Origin of the sequence: Paenibacillus peoriae KCTC 3763 (assembly GCF_000236805.1) — a bacterium.
In the GTDB taxonomy this organism is placed as follows: Bacteria; Bacillota; Bacilli; order Paenibacillales; family Paenibacillaceae; genus Paenibacillus; species Paenibacillus peoriae.
Genome location: NZ_AGFX01000013.1, coordinates 103,565 through 121,465, shown reverse-complemented (window position 1 = coordinate 121,465; position 17,901 = coordinate 103,565). Strand labels below are relative to the sequence as shown.

Genomic DNA, 17,901 nt, shown 5'->3' with positions numbered 1-17,901 from the left:
ATGGTACTTGGACCGCAGGGTCCTGGGAGAGTAGGACGCCGCCAAGCAAGCTTTATGATTATTATTCCCTGATAGCTCAGTTGGTAGAGCACTCGACTGTTAATCGAGTTGTCACAGGTTCGAGTCCTGTTCGGGGAGCCATTTGCTCTCATAGCTCAGTAGGTAGAGTGCATCCATGGTAAGGATGAGGTCACCGGTTCGATCCCGGTTGAGAGCTTGTTGTAGGATGGCCCGTTGGTCAAGGGGTTAAGACACCTCCCTTTCACGGAGGTAACAGGGGTTCGAATCCCCTACGGGTCATAAGTAATACGGAGGCTTAGCTCAGCTGGGAGAGCATCTGCCTTACAAGCAGAGGGTCGGGGGTTCGATCCCCTCAGCCTCCACCATTTTTATCCGAACAAAAGGATGAAAAGTTGGGGAATTGTGAATCATATGCATATTGGGGATTAGCCAAGCGGTAAGGCAACGGACTTTGACTCCGTCATGCATAGGTTCAAATCCTATATCCCCAGCCATTGAGAGCCATTAGCTCAGTTGGTAGAGCACCTGACTTTTAATCAGGGTGTCGAAGGTTCGAGTCCTTCATGGCTCACCATTATATTATATGCGCGTGTGGCGGAATTGGCAGACGCACTAGACTTAGGATCTAGCGTCTTTGACGTGGGGGTTCAAGTCCCTCCACGCGCATATTGTTTTTGCGGACGTGGCTCAGCGGTAGAGCATCGCCTTGCCAAGGCGAGGGTCGCGGGTTCGATTCCCGTCGTCCGCTCCATATTTGCGCCCTTAGCTCAGCTGGATAGAGCGTTTGACTACGAATCAAAAGGCCGGGAGTTCGAATCTCTCAGGGCGCGCCATTTTTACAAAATCTATAATATCGGGATGTAGCTCAGCTTGGTAGAGCACCTGGTTTGGGACCAGGGGGTCGCATGTTCAAATCGTGTCATCCCGATACTAATTTGCGGGTGTAGTTCAATGGTAGAACTTCAGCCTTCCAAGCTGATAGCGTGGGTTCGATTCCCATCACCCGCTTAATGATTATCTAGAAGCCGAGAGGCTTCTTTTTATTTTGTCCACATTATATCCACTTTGTTGTTTAGAGTTCATTGCCAATGTATCTCTTTCATGCACAGTTGGGGATGACTTGTGCATATTGTACATAGGCTCATGTTACTGTAGCGCCTAGATCCCGAGTTTCTCCTCCAATATATATCTTTCTCCTGTAGTAAGGTTAATTTCCTGATCAAGTCCCTTATAAATAGGAATCCTATGACTGCTAACAGTATGAATTTATGGTGATAACCCCAAACTTACTGTCTAGTTGTACACATTATCTTCTTTTTATGTGGGTAATAGCAGATTATTGGATGAAAAACACATCTATATTATTGATCTGTGACTAGTTTTGTGTATATCTTTGTGGATAGAAGCTTGATTAGCTTCATATTGTCAACAAATCATAAACATGTACACATAATGATGCGTGAATTTTTGCTCCGGGAATCATACTGTTTATAAGAATTGTGTATAAATTTTCATGAAATTCTTTGGATACTCTTAACTAAGTTTATTTAATTGCATTTTAATGCATAAAAAACCAATATATTCTCGAAAAAAAGTATTTAAAATACATGATTTTCTACTGTAAATTTTGCAGCTTTTCATACGTTTTTATTGTATGATGTTAAGAAAGTGTCAAATTTCGTGTGTATACGTACCTTTGCAACAAGACTGTATATGGTGTGGAACAGATCAGATGGGGGGAAAAGCATGACCGAGCTTACGTTAACCGCAAACAAAAACCAATCGAATAATCTGCTGCGGCGGGACGTTCGTTTTCTAGGAAATATTCTTGGTGAGGTTTTGGTTCATCAGGGTGGCAACGAACTTTTGGATATCGTGGAAAAAATACGTGAGACAAGTAAATCGTTACGTGCCGGGTATCAGCCGGAGTTGTACGAGAATTTCAAACAAATGGTCAGCGGGCTGGATACGGATATTCGTCACCAGGTTATTCGCGCGTTTGCGATTTATTTTCAGTTAGTGAATATCGCTGAGCAAAATCATCGTATTCGTCGTAAGCGGGATTATGAGCATTCCGCTGGTGAAGATGTTCAACGCGGCTCCATTGAAAGTTCAGTCCAGGAGCTTAAGCAAGGGGGATTCTCTGCCGAGGACGTTAGCAACTTGCTGGGGGATCTCTCTCTGGAACTGGTTATGACCGCACATCCTACAGAAGCAACACGACGGGTAATTCTGGACATTCATAAGCGGATTTCTGAGGATGTCATGCTGCTGGATAACCCGATGCTTACCTTGCGCGAGCGTGAGCAGGTACGAGAAAATCTGCTGAATGAAGTGATTACACTGTGGCAGACTGATGAGCTGCGTGACCGCAAGCCAACTGTATTAGATGAAGTAAGAAATGGAATGTATTATTTTCATGAGACTTTGTTTCATGTACTGCCGGATGTATACCAAGAATTGGAACGATGTTTAAGCAAATATTATCCCGAGCAAAAATGGCACATTCCAACCTATCTGAGATTCGGTTCCTGGATCGGTGGAGACCGGGATGGCAACCCGTCTGTGACATCTCATGTAACTTGGGAAACATTACGTATGCAACGCAAGCTGGCTTTGAGAGAATATCAGCGCACACTGAAGGACCTTATGGGATACCTCAGCTTTAGCACTAGCATTGTGCGCGTTTCAGATGATCTGTTGGCTTCTATTGAAGAAGATCGTTCACATATTACGCTCAAAAAGATGGAAGAATGGCATAACGAAAAAGAGCCTTATCGGATTAAACTGGCATATATGATTGCCAAGGTGAATAACATTTTGGACGAAAGCAAGCAGGATACCAAGGAACGTTATGGCACTGCTGCAGAGCTTATTGCAGACCTGAATGTTATTGATAACAGCTTGCGTCATCATTTTGCGGATTATGTTGCAGATACGTATATTCAAAAAATGATTCGCCAGGTAGAGCTATTCGGATTCCATACAGCTACACTGGATGTACGACAGCATAGTCAGGAGCATGAAAATGCAATGACTGAGATTCTTTCCAAAATGAATATCGTGTCAGATTACGGTAAGTTGCCGGAGGAAGAAAAGATAGATCTACTGGAAAAGCTGTTGAACGAACCTCGCCCAATTACTTCGTCGTATTTAAAATATAGCGATAACACGCAGGAATGTCTTGACGTATATCGCACGATATATATGGCTCAGAAGGAATTCGGCAAGCAGTCCATTACAAGTTACCTCATCAGTATGACTCAGGGAGCCAGTGATTTGCTGGAGGTTATGGTGCTAGCCAAAGAAGTGGGGCTGTTCCGCATTGAAAAGGATGGTACTGTCGTATGTACACTGCAATCCGTTCCTTTGTTTGAAACGATAGACGATCTGCATGCTGCACCAAGTATTATGAGAAGATTGTTGAACTTGCCTGTATATCGACAATCTGTAGCCGCAATGGATCAGCTTCAGGAGATCATGCTGGGCTACTCGGACAGTAACAAGGATGGCGGTGTGGTTACGGCCAACTGGGAGCTTCGGGTCGCTATGAACAGCATTACAGAAGTGGTTAATGAGTTTGGCGTAAAAGTGAAGTTCTTCCACGGTCGTGGTGGAGCGCTGGGCCGCGGAGGAATGCCGCTTAACCGAAGTATCCTGGCTCAACCTCCTCATACGATTGGAGGCGGGATCAAGATTACGGAGCAGGGAGAAGTACTCTCATCCCGATACTCGCTCAAAGGCATTGCTTATCGGAGTCTGGAGCAGGCGACTTCAGCCTTGATTACGGCTGTTGCATATCATCGTTCCGGGAAGAAGGAAGTGTTCGAGGGAAACTGGGAAGAGATCATTGCCCGTATTTCCGAGGTATCACTGGAAAAGTATCAGGATTTGATTTTCCGAGATCCGGATTTCTTCGCTTTCTTCAAAGAATCGACACCGTTGCCTGAGGTGGGCGAGTTGAATATTGGATCTCGTCCGTCAAAGCGTAAGAACAGCGAGCGTTTTGAGGACTTACGCGCTATTCCATGGGTTTTTGCATGGACACAAAGTCGCTACTTGTTACCTGCATGGTATGCAGCTGGAACAGGTCTGCAAAGTTTTTATCAGAACAATGAGGATAACCTCAAGGTACTGCAAACGATGTTTAAGGACTCGGCTTTCTTCCGGTCCCTTATTGATACGCTGCAAATGGCGATTGCCAAAGCAGATTTGCTGATTGCCGAGGAATATGCGGGAATGTCCGATAATGAAGAGGCAAGAGAGCGTATTTTCGGACAGATTTCAGAGGAGTTCAAGCTTACATCTGAGCTGATTTTGAAAATAACCGGACAATCCGAGATTTTGGACGATGTGCCGGTGATTCAGGAATCAATCCGGTTACGTAATCCTTATGTCGATCCGTTAAGTTATTTGCAGGTTCAGTTGCTTAGTGAGCTACGGGAGCTGCGTGATCAAAATGGAGATGATGCTGAGCTGTTGCGTGAGGTATTATTGACCATTAACGGAATTGCCGCGGGATTAAGAAACACAGGCTGATACAGCTTGGCTGTATGAATACAGATGATCGGGCGCTTATAGAGTGCCCGATTGTGCTGTGTGAATAAAATATGACAGAAGAGTGTTCAGATGGTGTCAATACTATAGTTGATTTTCGGATAAATTTAAACTACGATGAATAATCATAAATATGCAATAGGTAACCCATCAGCAAGTCTGGGGGAGTATAGAGTGGATAATATGGAAAGCCGCTTGGTTAGGCTGGTACAGAAAGGTGATCAGCGGGCTTTTGCGGAGCTAGTCGAGTTATATAAAGATCGAATTTTTCATCTTTCCTACCGGATGCTTGGTAATCGCCATGAGGCGGAGGATCTGGTGCAGGAAACTTTTTTGCGTGTGTATCGCAATTTGGAGAAGTATGACCATGGACAGAAGTTCTCGACCTGGATTTACCGAATTGCTACAAATCTATGCATTGATCGTCTGCGAAGGAGAAAACCTACATACTCACTTGATGCTGAAATGAATGATCAGGAAGGTGTCGATGGGTACGCTATGCTCGCTAGCGGAGAGCTTACCCCTGAGGGGCGTACGTTGTTGTCCGAGACACAGGCCTTGATTCATGATGCCATTGACAGTCTTCCAGACAAGTACAGGACGATTATGGTGTTGCGGTACTTGCAGGAGCTTTCCTTGCAGGAAATTAGTGATGTGCTTAATATTCCCGTGACTACAATTAAAACGAGGGTTCATAGAGGCCGGGATTTTCTACGAAAAAAATTGGAACACAAGCTGTAAATCATATGCTTAGGTACTTGGAAAGTATCTGCATAGATGCTTTTTTATGAAACATAATACTCGCTATAACGTATGTAAGAAGAGTAAAGCTCTAAGAAGGAGCATGTTATGTTGAGAAACACGGAAGAATACTAGAAAGGATTGGCTCATATGGATTGCAAACTAGCCGTCTCTTTTATGCATGACTATCTAGATGGCGACCTGTCTGAGCGGGATAAACATGAGTTGGAGCAACACTTGTTAGACTGCCCGGAATGTCGCATGCGTTTTAAAGAGCTGGAGCGGACGGATGCGATGCTTTATGGTACACGCCATTATCAAGTGCCGTGTGTATCGGATGAGCTGACATATCGCATTATGAATGCTTTGCCGCCACATAAAAGACAGACCATGGCTCCTATGCTGTCTTGGGTGAAAAGGCATCCCGCCGTAACAGCCGCCGCTTTCTTTCTTATTGTTGTATGTTCAAGTATGGCCAGCTTTTCAAGCACGGATCATCAATTGGTAGTCAAAGGCAGCAATCTGGATCAAGTCGTTATTCAAGGCGATACAGTGATTGTGCCTGAAGGGAAATCCATTGCCGGAGATTTGACAGTACAAAATGGCAAGGCTCGGGTATACGGCGATGTGGAAGGAAATGTAACTGTGATTGACGGTTCCTACTATCAAGCGTCCACAGCTCATATTGCAGGACAGGTCAAAAGTATTGATCAAACCCTGGATTGGATTTGGTATAAAGTTTCCGATTTGTTCGGGGGCCCGTCTTCTCCATAAAAGAAGTTTGAAATAGCAAGAACGATATCGAGCGCCTCTTTCCGCTGGAAAAGGCGTTTTTTTGTATATGAAGTTGGCGAATTGTACTGTATTTTACTGATTTTAGCGGTTCTTTTGTCGCGCAGCTTGCAACGCGAGCCTTATCGTTATAACCTAGATAGAGAGAGCATACTGTGTACATACTACACCCACTCACTACAGAAAATTGCGGGGGCATGCGCATGTTGGATTATTTTGCGGACCTGACTTGGAAAGAGTCCATTAAAGATATTATCGACATTTTGATCGTTACCTATATTATGTATCAACTTATTTTACTTGTTCGCGGAACGCGTGCAGTTCAATTGTTGAAAGGCATACTGTTTCTGGTCGTCATTTGGGCAATTAGCACTTGGTTTGATTTGTACACGCTCAAGTGGTTGATGAATCAGATGTTCACTTTTGGTGTGGTAGCTATTTTTATTATTTTTCAGCCTGAGTTGCGTCGTGCTCTGGAACAGTTGGGGCGAGGCAAATTATTTGGGCGATCGTCTGCGGATGATGAAGAGATTAACAAGTTAATTGGGGAAATGATTAAGGCGCTGAATTATTTATCGCGTAGAAAAATAGGAGCTTTGGTTGTATTTGAGCGCGAGACAGGGTTGAACGAATATACGGAGTCTGGTATCAAGACGCAGGCAGTGGTCAGTTCTGAGCTGCTAATTAATATCTTTATCCCAAATACGCCTCTGCATGATGGTGCGGTGATTATTCAAAATAAGCAGATTGCTTCTGCAGCTTGTTATTTACCGTTGTCGGAAAATCCGTTCATCAGCAAGGAACTGGGAACTCGTCACCGGGCTGCAATTGGGGTGAGCGAGGTAACCGATGCCGTAACTGTCGTGGTATCGGAGGAAACAGGGCAAATTTCTTTGGCTATTAATGGACAGGTCGTGCGTGACATTAAGGAGGAATCCTTAATTTCCAAGCTGTATGAGGAGCTGCGGCCAACACCATCTTTGAAGGAAAAACGCGGCTCATTCTGGAATCGGAGGGGAGGCCGTGGAAATTCATGATGGACAAATGGATTAACAATAATACGATTTCCAAAATATTGGCGCTGGCCGTTGCCGTGATGCTGTGGGGAATGGTTCATCTGGATACAGGCACACCTTCATCTACGCTGACCGTTTCTTATGATAATAAGGTGATTGATAATGTGGCCATTCAGGCCAGTGGTCTGGATGAGTCCAAATATGTGTTGTCTACTATGGATACTGACCATGTAAGGATGGAGGTCAGAGGACAGCGCTCTGTGCTGACTTCTTTTTTTGCTGATAATTATAAGGCAAAATTAAATTTAAGCGGTCTGGGCGCAGGTACTCGAACATTGGCACTCGAACCGGATTTACCGAATGGGGTAGAATTGGTATCCATGACTCCAAATCGTGTTACAGTAACGATTGAGGAAAAGCAAACGAAATCTTTTAATGTTTCTATTGTGCCCAAAGGCAGCCCGGATGCTGGTTTGCAGCTTGGCAAGCCTGTGATTACTCCTCAAATTGTGCAGGTGACCTTACCCAAGAGTCAGTTGAGTACCGTAACTGCAGTGCAAGGGGCCGTCGATACGGATGGCATCACGGAGAAATTCGAGCAGAAGCGTGTAAAACTGAAAGCTTATAACAAAAAGGGGCAAGAGATTACAGGAGCGGTTATCGAGCCATCTACAGTGTCCGTCGAGATTCCGGTAACACAGCAGGCAAAGTCTGTGCCTATTAAGATCGTCTATTCGGGAGATTTGCCAGACGGACTGGCACTTTCCAAGGTAAATGCAAACGTGAAGGAGGCGGCCATATATGCATCGCAGAATGTATTGAGCAGCCTTAGCTCCTACGTCACGGCCACAGTGGATCTCAGTCAATTTACAGAAGCAGGTACTCGTACAGTCCAAGCTAATTTGGCAGCGCCTGCTGGTTCTGATAAAATCGAGCCAGGATCGATACAAATTGAGGTGACGGTCGTTCCTTCCAATCAGGTCACAGATACGGAACGGACGCTCACTGGTATTCCAATCGTTTTACAGGGCGCAGGGGATGGAACTACTGCGATCATTGTAGCGCCCATTAGCAAGACGATGGATGTTACTGTGAGAGGACCGCAGGATATGGTGAGCAATTTAACCAATGATGATATTAGTCTGGTGGCAGACGTAAGTGGCCTTGCGGCTGGTCAGCATGAGGTTACACTGCAGCTAGGCTTGCCTAAATATATTACGCAAGCCGGGAGCACCGATCAGCTAAAAGCAACAGTAAGCATTGTAGGCCCTTCAACGCCTGCTGTAACGAATCCAAGTAGTGATGAATCAAATCCTACCGGTAGTGGCGACAAGGGGCAGGAGAGGCCACAGGAGGGGCAAACCAGTCAGGGTGGATACCCTGATGCTAATTCCGGGGGGAATGCAGCTGCGGAGGATAAGACAAGTCCTCATAACGGCGCAGATTCTTCTGCCAATGGAACCCCGGACAGCAGTCAGCCATAACATGTTTTATCTGTAGTAATTAATCGAGATTTATTAGACAAAAAAAGGGAGTCATTTTAACATGGGGAAATATTTTGGTACAGATGGTGTACGAGGCGTTGCTAATCAGGAACTTACAGCAGAGCTGGCATATAGCATTGGCCGCTGCGGCGGATACGTTTTAGCAGGTAATGTGGAGAAACCAACCGTTGTTATTGGTATGGATACACGAGTGTCTGGTCTGATGCTGGAATCGGCGCTTGTAGCCGGTTTGCTGTCTATTGGGGCTAACGTGGTTCGTCTGGGGATTGTTTCGACGCCGGGGGTGGCTTATCTTACACGGCAATTGAAAGCTGACGCGGGTGTGATGATATCGGCCTCCCATAATCCGGTGGAAGACAACGGGATTAAGTTTTTTGGCGGCGACGGGTTCAAATTGACAGATGAAACAGAATTGAAAATCGAAGAATTGATGGATGCAAAAGAAGACCAACTGCCTCGTCCGATTGGTGGAGGATTGGGGACGGTTGTTGTAGATGAGCATTCCCGCTACGATTATCTTGAATATTTGAAAACAACAATTAGTCATTCCTTTGAGGGGCTTAAAATTGTACTGGATTGTGCAAACGGAGCAGCTTATGAGCTGGCGCCGAAGCTTTTTACGGAATTGGGAGCGGAAGTACACACGATTGGTGCGGAGCCCAATGGGCTGAATATCAATGATCATTGCGGCTCGACTCATCCGGAAAAGCTGAAGGAGGAAGTACTCCGTTTGAAAGCGGATATTGGTCTGGCCTTTGATGGCGATGCTGACCGTCTAATCGCAATTGATGAGAACGGGGAAGAGGTAGACGGCGACTATATCCTTTGCATTTGCGGGGATGCCATGAACCGCGCTGGAAAGCTTAAGGACAGCACCATTGTATCAACCGTGATGAGTAATATCGGTTTTTATAAGGCTACGGAAAAGCTGGCTCTCAAGACTGCAAAGACTGCGGTCGGGGATCGTTATGTAATGGAGGAAATGCGCCGGGGCGGCTTTAATCTGGGCGGCGAGCAGTCTGGCCATGTTATTTTCCTGGATCATAATACGACAGGAGATGGCATGCTGACCGGGATTCAACTGGTTGATACCCTGAAAGCTTCCGGCAAAAAGATGAGTGAACTGAAATCGCTCATGAAGCAGTACCCGCAAGTGCTGGTTAATGTGCGTGTACAGGATAAACGCAATTACGAGGGGAATCCTGCTATTGCAGAAGCGATTGAGCAAGTGGAACAGCAACTGGGGGATAATGGGCGTGTACTGGTCCGTGCATCGGGGACAGAATCGCTTATTCGTGTGATGGCAGAAGGCCCGGACAAGGGTGAACTGGAGCATTTTGTCGGACAGATCGTAGATGTGGTCAAAAAGGAATTAGTTTAAAATTTTGTAAACATCGGTTGCCTGTTGAATAGAAGCAGGCAACTGCGTTTGCGGTTATATAGCTGCCATTGAATCTTAACCTGTATCCGTAAAAATGAATAAAGTGTTATTGCCAAATGTTACAGGGCTGAATATAATATAGGAATGCTGTGACTCAGATAGAGAAAGCGAGGGTTGTGAGGTAACGTAAAACAAGCGCCAGAGCTTGATTTTGTGCGGGGGAACTTGGTGGGTAAGCAACGTATCAGTCAAGATGATGTTGCACGCAAATCAGTTCACGACAAAGCAAGCTGACGAGGTGAAGGTGTTCGAAACATTCGGCGGGGACCTTCCGGTGAAGCATTAAGCCGCAAACCGGCAGCGGAAAATGAACAGGCAACTGTTTACACAACGCACCGGTAGATGCCATTATATTTTATAACCTAAATTATAAGATTCATTTCATGAATGTGCGGCCATCATCATTGGCGTGCGCGGTTTGGGAATTTCGTTGCATTCGTGAAGAGATGCCTGTAATTTTTATAGTTATCATTGACAACTTCATAGGTGAATGAACTTTATTCCTCAATCTACCGCACACGTTAGTCCTGTGATGCGTCGTCCTGTGAAATGATGATCGGGAGGATAACGAGTATGTGTGGCATTGTAGGATATATTGGTGATCAGAATACGCAAGAGGTATTGATTGACGGATTGAAAAAGTTGGAATATCGCGGTTATGACTCTGCGGGTATTGCCGTGTTTACAGATTCAGGACTGCAAATAGCCAAGGCTAAAGGTCGTCTGGCGAATTTGGAAGCAAAGCTGGATGGTGCGCCATTGTTGGGCCATGCAGGTATCGGGCATACACGTTGGGCAACGCACGGTAAGCCTTCAGATGAAAACTCCCATCCACATATGGATGAGAGCCAAAAGTTCTCTGTTGTTCACAACGGGATTATTGAGAACTATCTGGAGCTGAAGGAAGAGCTGATCAGCGAAGGTCATACCTTTATTTCCGAAACGGACACCGAAATTATTTCCCATCTGATTGCGCGTGAATATAAAGGAGATATCGTTAAAGCGGTACAAAAAGCAATTACCTTTATGCGCGGTGCTTTTGCACTGGGTGTGCTGACAGAACATGAACCTAACAAGCTGGTAGCTGTTCGTCAAGCGAGTCCGCTGGTTATCGGTGTGGGAGAAGGCGAGAACTTTATCGGTTCCGACATTCCGGCTATTCTGAAATATACACGCAATGTATTTATCTTGAACGATGGCGAAATGGCTGTTTTGACCAGTGATGCCGTCGAATTAATGACAATCGAAGGCCAATTTATTTCTCGGGAAATGATTCATGTCGAATGGGATGCTGTAACAGCGGAAAAAGGCGGCTATGAGCATTTCATGCTGAAAGAAATTCATGAGCAGCCTAAGGCTTATCGTGATACTATGTTGGGCCGTATCGATAAAGAAACTAAAAAAGTTGTTCTTCCTGAACTGAAGCTGACAGAAGAACAAATTAAAAATATCCGCAATATTCAAATCGTTGCTTGTGGTACAGCTTACAATGCTGGTTTGATTGGTCGTACAGTTATTGAAAGTCTGGCCCGTATTCCAGTGGAAAACGACGTAGCTTCCGAGTATCGCTACCGCTCCCCTATCGTAACACCAGAAACATTGGTGATCGTGGTGAGTCAGTCCGGTGAAACTGCCGATACGTTGGCAGCATTGCGTGAAGCACAAGCAAATGGCGCTCATGTACTGGCGATTACAAACGTAGTTGGCAGCTCCATTGCCCGTGATGCAGATGATGTGCTGGTTACACTGGCAGGACCGGAAATTGCCGTAGCCTCCACCAAAGCATACTCTTCGCAGTTGATTGCTTTCTATCTGTTTGGTCTGTATCTGGCTCAAGTACGCGGCACACAAACGGATGAGCAAGTAGCTCATATGTTGGCTGCTATGGAATCACTGCCAGAGCAAGTGGAAGAAATGCTGGGTAAAGTAGATGCAATCAAAACCTATGCTGAGCAAATTGCGAGCCACGAGCACCTGTTCTTTATTGGACGTGGTCAGGACTATGCTGTTGTGCAGGAAGGCTCCTTGAAGCTCAAGGAAATCTCATACATTCATTCCGAGGCTTATGCTGCGGGTGAATTGAAGCATGGTACACTGGCATTGATCGAAGACGGTATTCCGGTTATCGCTTTAGTAACACAGGAATCCGTGTTGGAGAAAACCGTGAGCAACATTAAGGAAGTTAAAGCTCGTGGCGGTGACGTGCTTGCAATCACATATGAAGAGCATGCTGTTGAGCTGCTGAAATCCGTGGATCAAGTATTTGCAATTCCGAAGACACTTCCGATTCTGTCGGCTGCCATTTCAGTTGTAGCTCTCCAACTGTTGGCTTACTATGCTTCTCTTGCACTGGGGCATGATGTCGACAAACCACGCAACCTGGCGAAAAGTGTCACTGTAGAATAAGGATTAGTAATTCTTGATTTAAAATATTACCTACAAGAAAATATGGTACCTTAACTCAAACAGTCCCGATGAAAGGTTTCTACATCGGGACTGTTTGTATTTTTATAGATAAGTAGGTGGAACAAAGAAGACTATAGACGGATAATTAAAGGGTATTCGGAAAATAAATAAGCTCAATCAAATTGAATTCTCACAGATTATTGGTATATCGCAAGGAACATTGAGTGAATTAGAAAAAGATAAATATAAGCCGTCATTAGAAACCTTAATCGCCCTAAAACTAAAGTTTAATGTTAATTTAGAGTGGCTGCTAATGGACGAGTATATTGATTACAATAATGGTTTATTCTGTGTGGAATTAGATAATCTTGAATCAAAACTAGTCTTAGAATTTCGAAAATTAGACATGGACGATAAACAGGAAATCGAGGATATCATAAATTTGAAGTTAAAGCGTTATAGAGATAAATCTTTGCGTAACAATAAGGGAACATGAGTTTTCCAAAGACTTCTGAGGTTATGTTTTTAAGTCATCTTAGATATAAACGTAATTGTATTTTTTTATTTTATTAGTCTGGAGCGTTTTATGTAGACTCGAAGAATTTAAAATCCAACTGATCAAACACAATAAAGATGAGTTCTGAACAATAAAGATGAGTTCTAAAAATTCAAGCTTATTTATTGTTGTACGAATGTACAAAAGTTATGGAGTTTATAAAAATTAGTAAAATAACACATTAAAATTAATTAAGTGATTATTTAAGTTAGGAATAGTCTTGTATAATAATTGAAAATGGGTAAGCGAAACGAATGTATACTTGAATGTGGACGGGAGAGAGAAAGTTGGACGGAAGCTGGTTGATATTATTACTGACCTAAGTAAATTAGTAAACGTCTATAAGCCAGCGCGAGACAAGAAGACCACCGGCGATAGGTTGACCAGTGTTTTAAGCGAGGTGTGGCATAAATGGTGTTTTTCCCGAAGCGAAAACCACCCGGTGGGCGGGTGGTTAATTTTGTGCTAGTCCTATTCTAAGCCAATTTTTCAGTGAAATTCGGAGATGTTTCTGGCGCCCAAATCTGACATACTACTCCACCAACCAAAAGTGAGAGGCAACAAACAACTAAAGTAATATGAACCCCAAAATGTGATGTAATCACAGGTAATAGAAATGTCCCAGAAGCAGCGCCAATTCGGCTAATTGCAATTACAGCACCAACTCCGGAAGCTCTTAAACGAGTGTCAAATAACTCTGGGGGATACGGATTTTCTAATACGAGAGAGGCAGATAATATAACAGAAAAAATAGAAAATAGAATCAATGTTATAATGACCGGCGCACTTGGCCAAATTACGATAATGACTAATGCAGCAGCTGAAGCATAGAACGTCGATACCAAGAATGTTCTACGCGGGATTCGATTAAAGATCAGTACACCTAAAATAACGCCAATGATCATAAAAACATTATATAAAATACCAGATATATAAGGATTACCGATATTCATGCCTTCCATAAGAAGTGGTAAGAAAATACCAATTCCAAAAAAAGGGAAGACTTGACACCCGTAAAAAATCCCGCCGACTAACGTATTTCGTCGTGTTTCTTTACTAAATAAATCCTTCCAAGAAGCTGCCTTTTCATCCTCTAAGCTTGTTTCTTTTTTGGGTAAAGTATAATTCTTGCCCAAATGCTGATGAATTAACTCTAATGCAGCTTGGTTATTACCCTTATTAGCAAGCCAACTTGGTGATTCTGGAATTCTAGCTCCCCAACGCCATAGTAAAGTGATTATACCAGGCACAGCAGATGAACTAATAACCCAACGCCAGTTATCATCTCCGAAACCTTTTAGAAATATACCTACCAAATATGCAGCTACAAAGCCGATTATCCAAAAGATCAAAAGAGTACTTTGATATTTTGCACTTTTGTTTTTAGGAAACCATTCAGTTAATAATGAACTCCCCACGGTGTAATCAATTGCAATGGCTAGCCCAATACCAATACGTATTAATAATAATAATACTGAATCTGAAACAAAAAATTGACTAATTGACAAGATTGTAAATAGAATCATGTCAGTACGAAAAAGTAATCTTCTTCCAATTACATCAGCAAGACGTCCAACCAAGATACTTCCGAATAATCCTAATAAAGTACCAGCACCGATAAGACCAACCCAGAAACTATTTAAGTTTAATGGTTCAACTGCATCTGTAATGGCAGTGCCAGCAATTCCAAGGGCATAACTGCAAGCTATTTGACCGAGGGCAACACTAATAAATATTTTTTTGTGAATTCCAGATATGGGTGCATCTTCATAGTTGTAAATCTCTTTCAAATCAAACTGCTCCTTTCTATATAATTAATAACTTTAATATATTGAAGTATGAAATTATGATTTAACCAAGAACTGTGACTTAACTATTCTTAGATCAAATAACTATAGTCCTGTTTCAATGAATGTTACTAATATACGATTAAGAGCTTTTAGATAATTTCTTATAAACTGCGATAGAAAGTGCGATATCTAAAACACCTGACCCAACACTTTCATAGAGGGTTATTTCTTGGTCATTTTCTCTTTTTGAAATTTCCCCCATAAGGGCATCTCCCACGGCACCTGACACTTTATTTTTGGTAATTAATCCTTGTTCAAAGGGGATTAAGATATCGCCTGCGGCTTCCCATAATCCTTTAATATGTTCAGTGATTACTTTATCTGATTTAAGTACGGTATCAGTATCAATTTCCTGCATAAAAGAGGTAAATGAACCAATTGCATTAATATGTGCTCCTGGTTTTACAGAGCTTCCTTTGAATACAGGAGTTAACGATGTAGTACAGGTACAAATGATATCAGAAGAAGACACACACTCGTCGGCTGTTTTAGCGGCAATGATTTTATATGAATTATTGTTGATTTCTTCGATTCTCTGAATAAAACTTTGCACCCGTCCAGGATCAATATCATACACATAAAGTTCTTCAATTGACCGAACTTCTTGAATCGCCAGCACTTGAGAAAATGCTTGCAGCCCTGAGCCGATGATCCCTAGCTTAGTTGCTTCCCTTCTTGCCATAAGATCTGTAGCAATTGCTGCACTGCCGCCAGTTTTGATAGCGGTCAGATAATTAGCATCAATCAGTGATTTAAGTTCACCTGTCTCAGCTGAATATAAACTGATTTTTGAGATAACGCTAGGTAGTCCTTTTTCTAGATTCCCAGGAAAAACAGATGAAAATTTCGATCCAAAGAAAGGTTCATTTGTACAATTAGCAACTAGCCATTGACCTACATTTTCTTCACCACGAATTGGCATAAATATACGATTTCCAGCATAGATTTTTTGATTGAAACAATCTTCATAAGCTTTTTTAATAACAGGGAGAACTAACTTCATGTCAAGTGTCTCTTGCACCTGTTCTTCTGTAATTTGTAACATAATATCCTCCTTAGATTTAAAACAAGTTCTTATCTTCCAAGTGCTTTTTAATGTGTTTTAAAATTTATATAGAGATTTATGAATACCAAAGCCCACTCAAAACAAGGGTTAAGAATGGGCTTTGGTTTCTATATTAGAAAAAGAATTATTACGAACTTAATGTTAGGCCCATATATCTCCAACAGTAAATCCTTCAGTAAATGGGTCTGTTGGGTCTAGTACATAGTTGCTGAAACCATAGATCCATGCTTGTCCTCCTAGGGTTGGAACAACAGCCTTATAATCTCCAATTATAGTTTCTTCAACTAAATTTCCGGTGAAGATATTGCCTAACACACCTTCATGACGGAAGGTTTCATTCAGTTTTAATTCTCCCTTAGCATACATAGCAGCCATCTTAGCGCAAGTACCTGTTCCACAAGGACAACGATCAATTGCACCAGTCCACGTAGCAGGATTGTCAAAATCAATTGGACCACTAGCCACCATTACAGCATTTTTTCTGTCTGCGTTCGGATTATCCGTTTTACCTGAAAGTTGAGCGATTGTGATACCTACTCCCGGATAATGAGGATGTGCAACAGGAAGCTGATCTTGTGCTGCTTTTAAGATGAGAGCAGACACACGAGCAATCTCGGCTCCTTGATCTGCTTCAAGATCGATCCAGTCAAATTGACCAACATCTGCGATTACATAGAACATTCCACCCCAAGCAACGTCGACCTTGACTTTTTCAACACCATGACCAATATGTGGAACATCAATGACAGTGTCGGTGTAAACTGCAAAAGCAGGTACATTTTTAAAAGTTACTTGGGTTACCTTTCCATTATGACACTCTGCTTTGATTCCAATTAACCCTGCAGGAGCTTCCAATTGAAATTCTGTAATGGGTTCTTGCATAGGAATCATACCAGTTTCTAATAGAACTGTTGCAACTGAGATCGTATTACCACCACTCATCATAGGATATTCTACTTGTTCCATAATAATGTAACCTGCTGCAGCATCTGGGTGTTTTGATGGTACGATCAAATTACAACACAATGGTGGATATCCTCTTGGTTCACGAAGCATCAATTTACGAATTTGATCATCGTTTTCTTCCAACCATTTCATTTGCTCATATACAGTATTACCTGGAATGTTAGGGATACCACCAGTGATTACGCGCATTGGTTCGCCAGCATGGGTTTCAACCGCTTGAATCATTCTTTTAAACATAATTCTTACTCCTTTCTAATGATAGATAAGTAGTTGGTTTAATCTGTTACGTGTGCAACCATAGCCATTTCTAATGTTGCTTTTGCTGGTAAGTCAGCAACTTGAGTAATGACTCGTGCTGGTTTATGTTCACCAAAAAAAGCAGCATATTCTTCATTAAGAGTGGAATAATTCTCTAAACTTTTTACAAAAATATCAACTTTAGCAATCGTTTCAAGTTTTCCTCCACCAGCTTCTACAATGGATAATAGGTTTGTTAATACTAACCGAGTTGCCTGTCGAGTTTCTGTCACTAATTGATTCGTAACAGGGTCTAACGGAATCTGGCCTGAGGTAAAAATAAGGTTTCCTATTTTTGTTCCATGACAATAAGGTCCGAGCGCTTTTGGTGCCTGTTTAGAATTGATAGTTTCCATTAATGTTGTTCTCCTTTCTGCATGTTGTAACTTCGCCCAGCAGTGATCAGGTTCTCATAGGCAGTTTAGTTGAGAGTATCGATACGTTCTCAACTCAAAAAAGGCTATTGTTCGATAAACGTAAACGTTTGGTTGAAGAAACAAATGGAGTAACAGTTTTCTTGAACATGCCTTTAATTGATAAATCTTTATAGTCCTTTTTTGTGATTTTATTCACATGAAATGCAAATAAATGCCTTCAAATCCGAAAGATCCAAAATATAAAGTGCCTCTATAAATCAGATCATTTGTTAAAACCATTAGCTGAGGCTTGTAATACTTTTCACATTTA

The 17,901-nt window shown here is 42.6% G+C and carries 12 protein-coding genes and 11 tRNA genes; 19 read left to right on the top strand and 4 right to left on the bottom strand.

Annotation, left to right across the window (positions count from 1 at the left end; genetic code table 11):
- Nucleotides 1-65: 65 nt before the first annotated feature.
- From KQI_RS0109505 to KQI_RS26745, 19 genes are all read left to right on the top strand, one after another.
- Nucleotides 66-141: transfer RNA gene (locus KQI_RS0109505), tRNA-Asn, on the top strand.
- 3 nt (nucleotides 142-144) lie between these two features.
- A tRNA-Thr gene (locus KQI_RS0109500) sits at nucleotides 145-217 on the top strand.
- Nucleotides 218-228: 11 nt separating this feature from the next.
- Nucleotides 229-300 (top strand) — tRNA-Glu (locus tag KQI_RS0109495).
- Nucleotides 301-310: 10 nt separating this feature from the next.
- Nucleotides 311-386 (top strand) — tRNA-Val (locus KQI_RS0109490).
- A gap of 54 nt (nucleotides 387-440) precedes the next feature.
- A tRNA-Gln gene (locus tag KQI_RS0109485) sits at nucleotides 441-515 on the top strand.
- 4 nt (nucleotides 516-519) lie between these two features.
- Nucleotides 520-595 (top strand) — tRNA-Lys (locus KQI_RS0109480).
- Nucleotides 596-606: 11 nt separating this feature from the next.
- Nucleotides 607-687: transfer RNA gene (locus tag KQI_RS0109475), tRNA-Leu, on the top strand.
- A gap of 10 nt (nucleotides 688-697) precedes the next feature.
- Nucleotides 698-772, top strand: a tRNA-Gly gene (locus KQI_RS0109470).
- A 5-nt stretch (nucleotides 773-777) separates the two neighbouring features.
- Nucleotides 778-854 (top strand) — tRNA-Arg (locus KQI_RS0109465).
- Nucleotides 855-875: 21 nt separating this feature from the next.
- Nucleotides 876-949: transfer RNA gene (locus KQI_RS0109460), tRNA-Pro, on the top strand.
- Nucleotides 950-958: 9 nt separating this feature from the next.
- Nucleotides 959-1,029 (top strand) — tRNA-Gly (locus KQI_RS0109455).
- Nucleotides 1,030-1,767: 738 nt separating this feature from the next.
- Complete coding sequence (gene ppc / locus KQI_RS0109450) at nucleotides 1,768-4,560, top strand: phosphoenolpyruvate carboxylase (protein ID WP_010346528.1); 2,793 nt, start codon at nucleotides 1,768-1,770, stop codon at nucleotides 4,558-4,560.
- Between the two features lie 192 nt (nucleotides 4,561-4,752).
- Nucleotides 4,753-5,319 carry an RNA polymerase sigma factor SigW gene (sigW, locus tag KQI_RS0109445; protein ID WP_010346527.1) on the top strand — a complete coding sequence of 189 codons (567 nt, stop codon included), beginning with the start codon at nucleotides 4,753-4,755 and terminating at the stop codon, nucleotides 5,317-5,319.
- A 150-nt stretch (nucleotides 5,320-5,469) separates the two neighbouring features.
- Nucleotides 5,470-6,093 carry a zf-HC2 domain-containing protein gene (locus KQI_RS0109440; protein WP_010346526.1) on the top strand — a complete coding sequence of 208 codons (624 nt, stop codon included), beginning with the start codon at nucleotides 5,470-5,472 and terminating at the stop codon, nucleotides 6,091-6,093.
- 221 nt (nucleotides 6,094-6,314) lie between these two features.
- Nucleotides 6,315-7,148 (top strand): diadenylate cyclase CdaA, encoded by an 834-nt coding sequence (gene cdaA, locus KQI_RS0109435; RefSeq protein WP_007432541.1) that lies wholly within the window; start codon nucleotides 6,315-6,317, stop codon nucleotides 7,146-7,148.
- Nucleotides 7,145-8,611 (top strand): CdaR family protein, encoded by a 1,467-nt coding sequence (locus KQI_RS0109430; protein WP_010346525.1) that lies wholly within the window; start codon nucleotides 7,145-7,147, stop codon nucleotides 8,609-8,611. Before cdaA ends, KQI_RS0109430 begins: the two co-directional genes overlap by 4 nt.
- 61 nt (nucleotides 8,612-8,672) lie before the next feature.
- Nucleotides 8,673-10,013, top strand: coding sequence for a phosphoglucosamine mutase (gene glmM / locus KQI_RS0109425; protein ID WP_010346524.1), 1,341 nt, complete (start codon nucleotides 8,673-8,675; stop codon nucleotides 10,011-10,013).
- 633 nt (nucleotides 10,014-10,646) lie between these two features.
- Nucleotides 10,647-12,479, top strand: a complete 1,833-nt coding sequence (gene glmS, locus KQI_RS0109420) for a glutamine--fructose-6-phosphate transaminase (isomerizing) (RefSeq protein WP_010346523.1) — start codon at nucleotides 10,647-10,649, stop codon at nucleotides 12,477-12,479.
- A gap of 154 nt (nucleotides 12,480-12,633) precedes the next feature.
- Entirely contained in the window at nucleotides 12,634-12,975 is a 342-nt protein-coding gene (locus tag KQI_RS26745; protein WP_085982436.1) for a helix-turn-helix domain-containing protein, read from the top strand.
- 536 nt (nucleotides 12,976-13,511) lie between these two features.
- On the opposite strand, the gene KQI_RS0109410 is transcribed toward KQI_RS26745, so the two are convergent.
- The 4 genes from KQI_RS0109410 to KQI_RS0109395 form a co-directional block, all read right to left on the bottom strand.
- The gene (locus KQI_RS0109410) at nucleotides 13,512-14,825 is read right to left on the bottom strand and encodes an MFS transporter (RefSeq protein WP_010346521.1); all 1,314 of its coding nucleotides are present in this window, start codon (nucleotides 14,823-14,825) and stop codon (nucleotides 13,512-13,514) included.
- 139 nt (nucleotides 14,826-14,964) lie between these two features.
- Nucleotides 14,965-15,930 (bottom strand): ornithine cyclodeaminase family protein, encoded by a 966-nt coding sequence (locus tag KQI_RS0109405; RefSeq protein WP_010346519.1) that lies wholly within the window; start codon nucleotides 15,928-15,930, stop codon nucleotides 14,965-14,967.
- Nucleotides 15,931-16,092: 162 nt separating this feature from the next.
- On the bottom strand, nucleotides 16,093-17,154 hold the full coding sequence (locus tag KQI_RS0109400) for a proline racemase family protein (protein ID WP_010346518.1): 1,062 nt from the start codon (nucleotides 17,152-17,154) through the stop codon (nucleotides 16,093-16,095).
- Between the two features lie 38 nt (nucleotides 17,155-17,192).
- Nucleotides 17,193-17,570 carry a Rid family detoxifying hydrolase gene (locus KQI_RS0109395; RefSeq protein ID WP_010346517.1) on the bottom strand — a complete coding sequence of 126 codons (378 nt, stop codon included), beginning with the start codon at nucleotides 17,568-17,570 and terminating at the stop codon, nucleotides 17,193-17,195.
- Between the last annotated feature and the right edge of the window lie 331 nt (nucleotides 17,571-17,901).

Coding starts and splice junctions, on each gene's coding strand:
- ppc (WP_010346528.1), top strand. CDS start 1,768: ATGACCGAGCTTACGTTAACCGCAAACAAAAACCAATCGAATAATCTG.
- KQI_RS0109440 (WP_010346526.1), top strand. CDS start 5,470: ATGGATTGCAAACTAGCCGTCTCTTTTATGCATGACTATCTAGATGGC.
- cdaA (WP_007432541.1), top strand. CDS start 6,315: ATGTTGGATTATTTTGCGGACCTGACTTGGAAAGAGTCCATTAAAGAT.
- KQI_RS0109430 (WP_010346525.1), top strand. CDS start 7,145: ATGATGGACAAATGGATTAACAATAATACGATTTCCAAAATATTGGCG.
- glmM (WP_010346524.1), top strand. CDS start 8,673: ATGGGGAAATATTTTGGTACAGATGGTGTACGAGGCGTTGCTAATCAG.
- glmS (WP_010346523.1), top strand. CDS start 10,647: ATGTGTGGCATTGTAGGATATATTGGTGATCAGAATACGCAAGAGGTA.
- KQI_RS0109405 (WP_010346519.1), bottom strand. CDS start 15,930: ATGTTACAAATTACAGAAGAACAGGTGCAAGAGACACTTGACATGAAG.
- KQI_RS0109400 (WP_010346518.1), bottom strand. CDS start 17,154: ATGTTTAAAAGAATGATTCAAGCGGTTGAAACCCATGCTGGCGAACCA.
- KQI_RS0109395 (WP_010346517.1), bottom strand. CDS start 17,570: ATGGAAACTATCAATTCTAAACAGGCACCAAAAGCGCTCGGACCTTAT.